This window comes from Oerskovia sp. NPDC056781 (assembly GCF_042789955.1).
Classification (GTDB): Bacteria; Actinomycetota; Actinomycetes; order Actinomycetales; family Cellulomonadaceae; genus Oerskovia; species Oerskovia rustica.
The window spans coordinates 1-12,140 of sequence record NZ_JBHUAD010000121.1 but is presented as its reverse complement, the minus strand read 5'-3'; the positions used below and the strand labels follow the sequence as shown (position 1 = coordinate 12,140).

10 protein-coding genes are annotated in these 12,140 nt (G+C 74.6%); 3 read left to right on the top strand and 7 right to left on the bottom strand.

Annotation, left to right across the window (positions count from 1 at the left end):
• The coding region (locus ACFRCR_RS11660; protein ID WP_377677701.1) for a uracil-DNA glycosylase at positions 1-707 on the top strand (707 nt) is incomplete at its 5' end.
• 39 nt (positions 708-746) lie between these two features.
• Here ACFRCR_RS11660 and ACFRCR_RS11655 read toward each other — a convergent pair.
• The 4 genes from ACFRCR_RS11655 to ACFRCR_RS11640 form a co-directional block, all read right to left on the bottom strand.
• On the bottom strand, positions 747-3,995 hold the full coding sequence (locus ACFRCR_RS11655; RefSeq protein WP_377677700.1) for an AAA family ATPase: 3,249 nt from the start codon (positions 3,993-3,995) through the stop codon (positions 747-749).
• Positions 3,995-5,284 carry an exonuclease SbcCD subunit D gene (locus tag ACFRCR_RS11650; protein WP_377677698.1) on the bottom strand — a complete coding sequence of 430 codons (1,290 nt, stop codon included), beginning with the start codon at positions 5,282-5,284 and terminating at the stop codon, positions 3,995-3,997. Before ACFRCR_RS11650 ends, ACFRCR_RS11655 begins: the two co-directional genes overlap by 1 nt.
• 103 nt (positions 5,285-5,387) lie before the next feature.
• Entirely contained in the window at positions 5,388-5,732 is a 345-nt protein-coding gene (locus tag ACFRCR_RS11645; RefSeq protein WP_138826888.1) for an STAS domain-containing protein, read from the bottom strand.
• 119 nt (positions 5,733-5,851) lie between these two features.
• Complete coding sequence (locus tag ACFRCR_RS11640) at positions 5,852-6,331, bottom strand: aminoacyl-tRNA deacylase (RefSeq protein ID WP_377677696.1); 480 nt, start codon at positions 6,329-6,331, stop codon at positions 5,852-5,854.
• A gap of 166 nt (positions 6,332-6,497) precedes the next feature.
• Between ACFRCR_RS11640 and ACFRCR_RS11635 the strand changes: the two genes are divergently transcribed.
• Together ACFRCR_RS11635 and ACFRCR_RS11630 are read left to right on the top strand one after the other, a co-directional pair.
• A complete protein-coding gene (locus ACFRCR_RS11635; RefSeq protein WP_377677695.1) occupies positions 6,498-7,124 on the top strand; it encodes a hypothetical protein in 627 nt (208 codons plus the stop codon).
• Complete coding sequence (locus tag ACFRCR_RS11630; RefSeq protein WP_377677694.1) at positions 7,121-8,284, top strand: PrsW family intramembrane metalloprotease; 1,164 nt, start codon at positions 7,121-7,123, stop codon at positions 8,282-8,284. The genes ACFRCR_RS11635 and ACFRCR_RS11630 overlap by 4 nt, the downstream gene beginning before the upstream one ends.
• Before the next feature lie 38 nt (positions 8,285-8,322).
• Here the strand turns inward: ACFRCR_RS11630 and ACFRCR_RS11625 are convergent, their stop codons facing one another.
• The 3 genes from ACFRCR_RS11625 to ACFRCR_RS11615 form a co-directional block, all read right to left on the bottom strand.
• The gene (locus ACFRCR_RS11625) at positions 8,323-10,119 is read right to left on the bottom strand and encodes an ABC-F family ATP-binding cassette domain-containing protein (RefSeq protein WP_377677692.1); all 1,797 of its coding nucleotides are present in this window, start codon (positions 10,117-10,119) and stop codon (positions 8,323-8,325) included.
• 220 nt (positions 10,120-10,339) lie between these two features.
• Positions 10,340-10,846: a nucleoside deaminase gene (locus ACFRCR_RS11620; RefSeq protein WP_377677690.1), complete on the bottom strand. Its 507-nt coding sequence runs from the start codon at positions 10,844-10,846 to the stop codon at positions 10,340-10,342.
• Positions 10,847-10,850: 4 nt separating this feature from the next.
• The coding region (locus ACFRCR_RS11615) for a M15 family metallopeptidase (RefSeq protein ID WP_377677688.1) at positions 10,851-12,140 on the bottom strand (1,290 nt) is incomplete at its 5' end.

Below are 12,140 nucleotides of genomic sequence, written 5' to 3'. Positions count from 1 at the left end.
CCCTCCAGGCCCGTTCCGCCGGGAGCGTCCGGGCTCTCGACGAGGTGCTGGTCGAGTGCAGGGCCTGCCCGCGACTGGTCGCGTGGCGCGAGCGGGTGGCGACGGAGAAGCGGGCCTCGTTCCGTGACGAGACGTACTGGGCGCGGCCCGTGCCCGGGTTCGGCGACGAGCGGGCCGCGTTCCTCGTGGTCGGGCTGGCGCCTGCCGCGCACGGCGCGAACCGCACGGGACGCATGTTCACGGGCGACCGGTCGGGCGACTTCCTGTTCGCGTCGATGTTCCGCACGGGGTTCGCGAACCAGCAGACGTCGGTGAGCGCGGACGACGGGCTCGTGCTGACCGGTATCCGCGTCACGGCGCCCGTGCGCTGCGCCCCGCCCGCGAACAAGCCGACCCCGACCGAGCGTCGCACGTGCGCTCCGTACCTGGGGCGTGAGCTCGAGCTCGTCGGCCCACGGGTCGCGGTGGTCCTGGGGGCGTTCGGGTGGCAGGCGCTGCTCGCGACGCTGACCGACCAGGGCTGGTCGGTACCGCGGCCTCGGCCGGTGTTCGGTCACGGCGCCGAGGTGCGGGTCACGCACCCCGACGGGCGCAACCTGACCCTGTTGGGCTGCTTCCACGTGAGCCAGCAGAACACGTTCACGGGCCGGCTGACGCCCGAGATGCTCGACGCCGTGCTGCTGCGAGCACGGGACCTCGCCCGCTGACGCCCTGCGCCGAGATCGAGGCCACCCAGGAGGCCGGCGCTACGCCCGCACCGTGAGCGTGCTCGACCCGTTCGCGAGCCGCCGCACCTCGACGCGTTCCGCGATGGACTGCTTGAGCGCGTCGACGTGGGACACGACGCCGACGACTCGGCCCCCCGCGCGGAGCTTGCCGAGCTCGCCGAGCACCGCTTCGAGGGTCTCGGGGTCGAGCGTCCCGAAGCCCTCGTCGACGAACAGTGTCCCGAGGTCCACGCCTCCGGCCTCGGCGGTCACGACGTCGGCCATGCCGAGCGCGAGGCACAGCGACACGTAGAAGGTCTCGCCGCCCGAGAGGGTGCGGGGGTCGCGCGCCTGCTCGGTGCGGTGGTCGAGGACCTTCATCGCGAGGCCGGTCCGGCGCGTGCGGACGTCCTCCCTCTCGTCGGACCGTTCGAGCTCGTAGCGGCCGTCGGACATCTCGCGGAGCCGTTCGTTGGCTGCCGCGACGACGTCCTCGAAGCGCCTGACCAGCACGAACGTCGCGAGCGACAGCGCCTTGGCGTTGTCGCTGCCGGACCCCGCGGCGAGCGCGGCCATGCGGGCGACGGGCGCGGCGTCCTCGCGGGCGCGGCCCCAGGCACCCACGGTCGACTCGATCTCCGTCGCGGCGGTCGCCGCCGCGGTCGCCCGCCGGGACGCTCCGTTCGCCTGGAGGGCGGCCATCCGCTCGGCGGCCTCCGCCTGCCCGACGGCGTCACGCGCCCCGTCGAGGTCGACGTCCACGTCCGCGGGCAGGGAGACGATCGCCTCCTCGGCGAGACCCCGCCGGATGCGCTCGGTGTCCGCGTCGATCGTGCGGAGCCTGCGTTCGAGCACCTCCCGGCTCTCCGTCGGCAGGAGCGCGTCGACCGCCTCGTGCTCGTCCTCGAACCCGGCCTCGGCGACGACTGCCGCGACCTCGGCAGCCCGAGCCTCGACCGCGGCCGACGTGCGGGTGACGGCCGCCTCGGCGTCGAGCAGGGTGCTCACGGCGAGGTCGCGGTCCCGCAGCGCTGCCGCGAGCACCGCGACGGGGTTGGCGGGCGTGCCCTCGTCGGCCCAGGGGTCCGGGAGGTCGGCGTCGGCGAGGAGCGGTCCGGTCGCGTCGAGCTCGGCGACGATGTCCCGGCGATCCTGCTCGATCCCCGCGGCGAGGGCGTCGAGGCGCGCGCTCTCCCCTGCGACCCGCTCGGCGAGGGTCGAGGCCAGGGTGGTCAGGTCGCCGGTCTCGGCGTCGAAGGCCGAGAGTGCCGCGGACGCCTCGGCCCGTTCGGTGACGGCTGCGGAGGATGCCGACACGAGCTCCTCGACCACGGCGAGCGCCACCTGCGCCTGGTCGACCTCGACGCCTCCCGCGGCCCGCAGGAACCCGTCGAGGCGTTCGACAAGGGTCGCGACCTCGGCGGACGCCGCGGCGACGATCTCCTCCGCGGCCCGGCGCCCGGCTTCCGCGGTCTCGACGTCGTCCCGGCCCACGTGCTCGTCGCTCGTCCGTGCGGGCGCGGGGTGCTCGTGCGCGCCGCACACGGGGCACGCGTCCCCGGGCTCCAGGCCCGCCGCGAGCTCACCCGCGATCCCGCCCAGCCAGGCCGTGCGCAGCGCGTGCTCGGCGTCGGACGCGGTGCGGGCGTCGGCGACCGCCCGTTCCTGGCCGGCCCGGGCGGTGTCGAGAGCCGTGCGGGTCTCGACCGCCTGGCGGGCCGCGCGCAGCACGGACTGGGCCGCGAGCACCTTCTCCTGCCGTTCGCCGAGCCGTCCGGCGACGTCGGCGAGCTCGTCGCGGCGCGACTCCCGCTCGGCACGGTCGGCGGGACGAGCCGCGAGGTCCGCGACGACGCGTGCGCGTTCCTCACGATCACGCTCGACCTCCTTGCGGCCGTCGACCAGGTCGCGCTCCCGGAGCGGCAACGACTCCCCGACGGGCAGGAGGCGGGCGAGGCGCGTGCTCGCAGCGGCGAGGCTCGACCGCAGGACGTCGAGGGCCGTGACGTCGGCCGAGGCCAGCGACTCCGGCACCCCGGTCCGGGCGAGCAGGAGCCGCTCGTGCGCAGCGGCGTGCTCCGTCGCGGCGCGGCGGGCGCCCGCGAGCACGGGCTCCACGACGGCGGCCCGCTGCGCGGCGGCGAGGACCTCCCGGTCGGTGGCCACCTGGTCCGCGGTGGCGTCGAGCGCCGCCTGCTCGGCGAGCAGGGCGTCGCGGCGCACGACCGCTGCGCTGAGCGTGCGCGCCGCCTCGAACGCGTCACGGGCCGCGACGAGCGCGCTGTTGGCCGAGATCTCGCGTGCGCCGAGCGCATCGGCCGTCCGCTGCATCGTCGCGACGTGACGGTGGACGAGGGTCCGGACCGAGGGCAGGCCCGCGACGGCCGCGACGGCCGCGTCCCGGACGGCGATGGCCGCGACGTCGGCAGCGTCGTCGCCGGCCTCGCCGGCCCCGTCGCCGTCTCCGTCCCCCTCGCCGCCGCTGTCGTCCGTGGGCTCCTCGGTCGTGTCGAGCGGCCCCGCGAGCCGGACGTCGTCGCGTGCGGCCTCGCGCAGGATCGCCGCCGCGTCGCTCGTGAGCCCCGCGGCACCGGCGAAGTTCTCGACGGCCCCGGTCGCGGCTCCCTTGGCGACCGACACCGCGCCTTGCGCCTCGCGGTTCAGTGCCGCGAGCTCGGTCTGGACGCGGTCGTAGATCTCGGTGCCGAAGACCTTCTGGAGGAGGCTGCGACGGTGCTCGGGGTCCGCCCGGAGGAAGTTCGCGAACTCCCCCTGCGGCAGCACGATGGTCTGGACGAACTGTCGGCGGTCGAGCCCGACGGCCCGCTGGATCTCGAGCCCGGCCTCGTCGAGCCGCGTCGAGAGCAGCTCGCCGGGCACGTCGTCGGCGTCGGCCCCCGGCGCCGCGACGGCCTGGTCCGCGCCCGCGAGCCGCCAGAGCTTCACTCCGGCCTGTTGGGTCGTGGTCCCGGTGCCGCGCTTCTTGGCGCGCTGGAACTCGGGGGTCCGTCGCACGCGGTAGACCCCGGACCCCGTCTCGAAGACGAGGTCCACGAACGACTCGACGTCGGGGGCGGCGTACGCCGAGCGGAGCCGGTCCTCGCTCGCGGCCTCGGATGCGACCTTGCCGTACAGCGCGAAGACGACGGCGTCGATGATGGTCGACTTCCCGGCGCCCGTGGGGCCTTCGAGGAGGAAGATGCCCGACGTCGCGAGCTCGCCGAAGTCGATGACGTGGCGCCCGGCGAACGGCCCGATCGCCTGGAGGGTCAGGGTGTGCAGGTGCATCAGGCGCTCCGCTCGCTCGCGAGGGCGCGTTCGAGCGCGGTGCGCAGCGCGGCCCCCTCGGCCTCGTCGGGGCCCGTCCCCGTGACGTGCTGGACGAACTCGTGGGTCACCTCGAGCGGGTCACGCCCCTGCCCGACGACGGAGATCACCGCGCGCTCGGCCGTCACCGGTGGGCGGTGCTGGACCTGGAGCGCGTGCGGGAACCGTGCACGGACGCGCGCGTACATCTCGGTGGGCCGGGCCGGGTCGGTGACGAACACGCGGAGCCAGTCGTCGGTGTGCGCGTCACCGGCCGCCCCGAGGAGGTCGTCGAGCGTCCCGGCGACCTCGGCGAGACGTCGCGGGACCGGCGCCGGGAGCAGCTGCGTCCGGGCGTCTCCGGTCGCGTCGAGGTCCAGCAGGACGGTCGACTTCTTCTGGTGCATCTCCGAGAACGAGTACGCGAGGGGCGACCCCGAGTAGCGGGCGATCGTCGCCGCGTCGCGATCCTGACCTGTGGTTTCACGTGAAACACCGGGCACCGTGACGTTCTGCGGACCGTGCAGGTGGCCGAGGGCGACGTAGTCCACGCCCGCTCCCCCGAACACCCCGGCGGGCACCGAGTCCACCCCGCCCACCCGGATGTCGCGCTCCGACTCCGAGGCCTGCCCGCCGACGACGAACGCATGAGCCACGACCACGTTCCGCAGCCGGTCACCGCCCCCCTCGCGACGACGCGCGACGTCCGCCGCGACCCTCCGCACGGCCGCCGCGGTCACGGCCTCGTGCGAGCGCGGCAAAGGTCCCTTCTCCCGTGTCGGAACCTGGTTCGCCTCAGGGACCTCGCCGTCGTCGACGGCCGCACAGCACCCGTCCGCGAGCTCCCACCGCACGGCGTCCGGGTCGAGGTAGGGCATCGCGTACACCGCGACGCGCCCGCCCGAGCCACCGCGCGCGGCGGGGTCCAGGACGACGGGCGTGCCGACGTCGGGCACACGCGTCCGGAAGTGGACGCCCGCACGCATGAGCGACGCCCCGAAACCCAGCCGGGTCGCCGAGTCGTGGTTGCCCGGCGTGAGCACGACGTCCGCGTGCTCGGCGAGCCGTGCGACCGTGTCCGAGAGGAGGTCCACGGCGTCCACGGGTGGGATCGCGCGGTCGTACACGTCGCCCGCGACGAGGACGGCTCCGACCCCCTCCGAGCGGACGACCTCCACGAGATGGTCGAGGTACGCAGCCTGGTGGTCCAGCAGGTCGACGCCGTGCAGCGTGCGGCCGAGGTGCCAGTCCGAGGTGTGCAGGATGCGCATGACCCGAACGGTAGCGGCCGCCACCCACAGCCCTGCGCCACAGCCCCCGGGCCTCAGAGGTGACCTCGTCGTCACCCCGTGCAGGCCGTGAGGGGTCCGCGGACTACGACCCTGCGGTCGCGGTCCGCACGACGGGGATGGTCCCGCCCATGCCGATCATGTCGAGCAGGTCCTCGAGCGAGGTCGTCGGGTCCTGCAGGACGACCGGGCGCCCGTCCTCGGAGCCCAGCATGTAGACCTGGAGGATGAAGGCGATGCCCGACGAGTCGATGAACGTCACGCGCCCGACGTCGATCGTCACCGGCCCTGGGTGCGTGAGCACCTGCGCCATGGCGTCGCTCGCGCGGTCCCTCAGCGCTGCGTCGATCTCTCCCCACAGGGTGATGAGCGATCCCTCGGGGGTCGCCTCGTAGCTGATGCCTGAGTCGTACGTACTGGGGATGGTCATGCTCTTCTCGTGCTCCGTCAGTCGGTGAGGGTGGCCTCGCGGACCGTCCTCCTGGTCAACGATCGGGCAATGAACGGTGTTCCCGCGGTCGGGATCCGTGAAGGTCAAACTCTGAGAGGTTAGACCGGCTCGGTCACGTCCGCGACCTGCGCGCCCAACGCCGTCGCGAGGCTCGCGCCGTCGACGCTCGCCGCGACACCGAAAGCACCCCCGCCGATCGACACGAGCGGGGACGTCCCGTCGCGGTCGACGACACGGGAGTCGGCGACCACGGGCCAGGCCGTCGTCGCGCCGAAGGGGGTGATCGTCCCTCGCTCGTACCCCGTGACCTCGCGAGCGACCTCCTTGTCCGGCATGGACAGGCGCGAGACGCCCAGGAGGGTCCGCAGCTTGGGCCACGAGATGGTCCGGTCGCCCGGGACGAGGACGAACAGGTGGTCGTCCTCGCCGCGGCGCACCACGAGTGTCTTGACGACGTTCGCCGGGTCGATCCCCCGCGCCGCCGCCGCCTCCTCGAGGGAGCTCACCGGGCCGTGACGGGTGATCGTGAAGTCGATCCCGGACGCCTCCAGTGCGGCGCGTGCCCGCTCTTCGCTCATGACCTCGACCCTAGGCATCGCCGCCCACACTCACCACGCGAAGGGCGGATCAGCACGTGTCGTCCACGTCACCTCCCCGCGGTGTCCGCGGTCGCCCCGGTCGCGGACCCGACGTCCCGATGCTTGCATCGAGTGACGTCCGGCCCGGACGAGCCGAAGGAGAGCGATGCGTCCAGAACCTCCCCCGCTGCTGCGGCCAGAACGCCGCGGGCGCTTCGGCATGGACCGCGTGGGGTCCGTCGCGACGGCCGTCGTGCTGCTCGCGATGGTCGCCCTGTGGCTCGTCCCGACGGCGGTCGACGAAGGCACCCCGCCCACGGAGACGGAGATCCCCGCGGACAGGGTCGTCACGGTGTCCGACGGCGCCTCGACCGCGACGATCCGGTTCCCCGCCGGATGGTCCACCGCTGCCGACGTCAGCGCGTCCGGGGACGCGAGCGAGTCGACGTTCGAGGGCGGCAGCCTCACGGTCGACCGCCGGGGCGTCGAGGTCCAGATCGAGGTGGTCTCGGGCGTCGAGGACCCGAACGTGTTCTTCACGCGGCGGGCCCGGCTCGCCGAGCTGGTGACGGGGACGACCCTGTACGACGCGCAGATCGTCTCCGAGGGCGACCCGGCCGAGGTCTCGGGCGTCTTCCGGTCGGGCGGCCCCGAGGCCGCCTCGCTCACGGTCCAGGTCACGGCGCAGTACGCCCGGGGCGGGGTGTCGATCCTGGCGTCCGGGACGGCGTCGGACCTCCAGGCACAGGCCGGGGCCGTGGCCGACCTGGTGGAGGCGGTGACGATCTCATGACCGAGCAGGGCCCGCGCAACGTCCCCGTGGTCCTCCCCACGAGCGCACCCGGGCGGCGGCGCCGCGGTCTCTTCCCCCACTACCAGTGGGCGACCTGGCTGTACTGGGTGTGCCTGGTCGTCGCCGGCTTCGGGATGCTGCGGGTCGCCCGCCAGGACGTGTTCGTCACGCCCGAGGGCCTGGGGATCGGGATTCTGCTCGCAGCCGTCGTCACGCTGCTCCTCACGGCGATCGTCCGGCGGCTCGACCTGTTCGAGGACGAGCCGGGCGGCATGCTCGTCGCGGCCTACGCGTGGGGCTTCGTCGTCGCGCCGACGCTCGTCGTGGTCGCGAACGACCACCTCATCACCGTGTTCGAACGGGTGGGCCTCGCCTCCTGGGCCGCTGCCGTCGTCGGGCCGACCGACGAGGAGCTCATCAAGCTCCTCGGCGTGGTCCTGGTCCTGTACGCGGGCCGCGCGCACGTGACCCGCCCCCTCAACGGCCTGGTCTACGGGGCGATGGTCGGCCTGGGCTTCGAGGTCAGCGAGAACATCAGCTACATCGTGCAGGGCGCGATCATGGACCCGAACGCCGACGCCGTGGGCGCTCTCCAGGTCGGCCTGAGCCGCGTGCTCGTGGGCCTGGGCGGGCACGCGATGTTCACCGCGATCGCGGGTTTCGGCATCGCCTACGCCCTCGTGGCGTTCCACGTCTCCACGGTGCGGCGCGTCAGCGTGGCGGTCGCGACCTACGCGCTCGCCTGGGTGCTGCACTTCGCGTGGAACGCCCCCGAGATCTTCTTCCCGTCGTCGGAGGCGGGCGCGTTCGCGTCGGTCGTCCTCAAGTACGTCGTCCTGATCCTCGCGTTCGTGCTCGTGTTCCGGTACGCGCGGCACATCGACCACCGCTGGTTCGAGGCGGCGCTCGCCGACCAGCCCGACGACGTCGTGACCCCCGGCGAGAGGGAGGCCCTGCGGTCCGTCCACGGACGCCGCGCGGCGCGCAAGGCGGCCCGTCGCGCGGGCGGGCGGGCCGAGAGCCGCCGGCTGGCCGACCTCCAGGAGGCGCAGCTCCGGCTCGCGACGCTGCTGGGCCTGCATCCCGACGGGGCACCGCCCGTCGAGGTCCAGAAGGAGGTCGTGCGGGAGATCCGCGCGCAGCTCACCCTCCCCGTCTGAGGGGCCTCGACGGCACCGCCGACAACCACGTCGCCCCCTCAGCCGAGGTGCACCACGTCCCCCTTCCAGGTCCGCCGCAGCCACCGGTCGTGCGAGGCGACGACCACGGCGCCGGGCCACGTCTCGACCGCGGCCATGAGCTCCTCCGCGAGCGTGAGCGACACGTGGTTGGTCGGTTCGTCGAGCAGCAGCACGTCGGGGGCCTGCGTCACGAGCATCGCGAGGACGACCCGCCGCCGCTGGCCGACGCTCAGCATGCCCAGGGGTCTGTCCAGGTCGCGGGGCGCCACGAGCCCGTGCGCGTCGACGTGCGGGCGGTCCGCGGGGTCCTGCCCCGTGACGAGGGCGAGCAGGTCGCGCGGGGTGCGCGCGTCGTCGTGCAGGCGGACGTCCTGCTCCAACAGGGCGACGTCGACGCCGCGCGCGCGCCCCACCGTGCCCGACGACGGCTGCAGGTCGCCCGCGAGCACGTGAAGCAGCGTCGACTTCCCGGACCCGTTGGCCCCGGTCACGAGCAGCTTGGCGCCCGGAGCGAGGTCGATCGACGGCACCCCGGACGCCCGCAGGTCGAGGCGGGGGCGCCCGGGGGCTGCGGGGTCGGGCTCGGTCGCCCCTCCCTGCACGACGACGTCACGCGCCCACAGCGCCAGGCCGTCGGTCCCGCCCGACGCACCCCGGGGGCCGCGCCGCCCGCCCGAGCGTCCCGGGGACGAGCTCGTCGCACGCTCACGCACGAGGTGCGGCGGCGCGAACCGCAAGGGTTCGGGCGGCCTGCGCACCTGCTCCGCCTGGAGGGTGTCGAGTCGCTGCTGCGCGTTGCGCACGCGCCGCGACACCTGCGACTGCACACGCTCGCCCTTGGCGTCGTAGAGCAGCTTCGACTGGTTGCCGCGCTCACGGTTGTGCGAGACGTTGCGGGCCGTCGTCGCGACCGACCGTCGCAGCGCCTTGAGCTCGTCCTGCTCGGCCGCGAACTGCTGCTCCCAGCGGGCGCGCTCGACACGCTTGGCCCGCAGGTAGTCGCGGTAGCTGCCCGCGTACAGGGTGCCACCCGTGCGACCCGCAGAGCTGGCCTCCTGGGAGGGGTCGAGGTCGAGGATCTCGGTGCAGACCTCGTCGAGGAACACGCGGTCGTGGCTCGCGAGCAGCACGGCCCCGGGCAGGGCGCGCAGTGCCGACGCGAGGAACTCGGCGGCCTCGTCGTCCAGGTGGTTGGTCGGCTCGTCGAGCAGGAGCGCGCCCGGCTGGCGGATGAGGAGAGCCGCGAGGCCCAGCCGCGTGCGCTGCCCGCCCGAGAGCCGCGAGACCAGGCGGTCGCGGTGGATCACGTCGAGGCCCAGGCCTGCGAGGGCGCGGGACGCACGGGCGTCGGCCCCCCATACGTCCGACTGCTCGGCGCGCGCGAGCGCCAGGTCGTAGGTCGCGGTGAGGGCGTCGACGTCGGCCGGCCCCTGCTCGACACCGGACCGGGCGGCGTCCTCGCCCGGTTCTGACAGCGACGCGAGCGCCGCTGCCGCCGACTCGAGCTCGCGCTCGATCTCCCGGACCCCGGCGAGGGCGTCCTCGACGACCTCGCCGACCGACGTCGTCGGGCCGTACGGGAGCTCCTGGTGCAGGTAGCCGAGGTCCGGCGGCCGCGTGACGGTCCCCGAGTCGGGGTCCTCGACCCCCGCGAGCAGGCGCAGGAGCGTCGACTTGCCGACGCCGTTCTCGCCCACCAGACCGGTCCGGTGGCCCGGGTCGACGGCGAGGCTCACCCCGGCCAGGACGGTGCGGTCGCCGTAGGACCTGGTGAGGTCGACGGCGGTGAGAAGAGCAGAGGAAGGCTGGGGCACGGAATCACCTGACGAAGAGGGCGCCGCGGCGGCACGGAGGCTGCCTGCCGACGTCGAGCGCAGCCGGGGCACGACGGGAAGGTCGTGTCGCGGGGCGACGTCGGGGCGCGAGAGGAAGGGGGTCTCGCGAGCAGGCTCAGATCCACATGAGGGCCACCCTACGGCGTCGCGCGGGCCGGCCGCGAGCTGATTACCGCCCGGGCACCCGGCTCGTGCTCGCCTAGCGGTCGGGCACACCCAGCAGGCGCGCGTGGAGCGCCCGGACCTCGTCCACGAGCGCCGGGTCCGGACCCGACACTGGGATCCCCGGTGCGACGACGTGGATCGGCAGCGGCGCGACGGGTCCGGGTGGCTGGCCCCACCGTTCACGCCATCCGGCGAGCTGCGCGCTGCTCGCCGCATACACGATCCGCCCCAGCCCGACCCACGCGTGCGCCGCGCTGCACATCGGGCAGTGCTCTCCCGAGGTGTAGACCGTGCTCGTCCGACGCTGCTCGGCGTCGAGGTGCTCGGCAGCCCAGCGAGCGAGGGCGAGCTCGGGGTGCTGGGTCGCGTCGCCGCCGCGGACCCGGTTGCGGTCCGAACGCAGGATCGTCCCCTCGGCGTCGACGAGCACCGAGCCGAACGGCTCGTCACCGGCGTCGAGCGCGCCGCGGGCGAGGTCGACGCACACCCGGAGGAACGCGTGGTCGCGCTCGTCGGGGCGGTCGTCGGCCGGGGCGGTCACTGGTCTAGGACGTCGCGGTCGGCGCCGGGATGTTCGTCGGCGAGGTCGACGGCGCGACGGACTCGGTCGGTGACGGCGTGGTCGGCGACGGGGCCAGGGTCGTCGGCGGGTCCGTCGGGGTCGTCGGGGTCGTCGGGGTCGGGGTCGGCGTCGTGGGAGTCGGTTCCGGCGTCGTCGGGGTCGGGGTCGGCGTCGTGGGAGTCGGTTCCGGCGTCGTCGGGGTCGGGGTCGGGGCCGGCGTCGTCGGGGTCGGGGTCGGGGTGGGCGTCGTCGGCGGGTCCGTCGGGGCCGGGGTCGTCGGGGTCGGCGTCGGCACGGGGGTCGTCGGTGACGGCGCGGGCGCCGGTGGCGAGGTCGGGGCCGTCGGCGAGGGAGGTGCCGTCGGCGTCCCCTCGGCTCCTGGTGCGTACCGGTTCGGCATGGCCCCGGCCGCGTAGAACTCGAAGTGCCACGGCTCGGGCTTGCGCCCGTCGGGGCGCGCCCACGTGGGGTTGTCCCAGCCGTAGTCCGGTGCGTGCAGGCGCATCCACAGGTACTCGGCGCTCTTCCCGGTCGAGACCGGGGAGCCGACGTCGATCGCGAGACCCCACCCGTGCTGGGACGTACCGGGGACGGCGGCGAGGAACGGCTTGGCCGCCTTGACCGCGACCTGGTCGTCGTAGCTGCGGTAGGAGTCGGTGATGCGCAGCGGCTTGCCGAACGCCTTCTGGTACTCGGCCGCGAGCGCCTCGAGCTGCTCTGCGGCGTCGCAGCGCAGGCTCTGCCCGGGCGCGAAGGCGAGCGGGCACAGCACCGAGTCCGGAAGCTGTCCGTTGGCGTACTGGGACGTGCTGTCGGCGTACTTCGCGACGGCGGCGGCGAGCTGGTCGGCCAGGGTGTCGCCGGTGGGGACCGCCCCGTCCGCCGGGACGACGCCGACCGCCGCGAGCGCGTACGCGGGCCCCATGAGCTCGGCGAGCCGGGTCGCGGCGACGACGACGTCGTCGATCGTCACCAGACCCTCGTGCGAGGGGGCCTCGTCGTCGGTGGGGGCGCCGGGGTCGGGGGCCGGCTCCGCCGGAAGAACCGTCTCGGGATCGAACCCGTCCCCCGCGCCAGCGGCCGGGGCTGCAGGATCCGTCGGAGCACCTGCGGTCGCCGTCCCGTCCGTGGCGGTGCCCGGGTCGAGATCGGTCGCCTGGGCGTCCACGGCCCCGGTCCCGTCGTCGGGGGCCGTCGGCGGTGGGACCACCGGGTTTGCGGCGGCCGCGACCCCCGGGCCCACCCGGTTGGCGGCGGCCGCGACCCCCGGGCC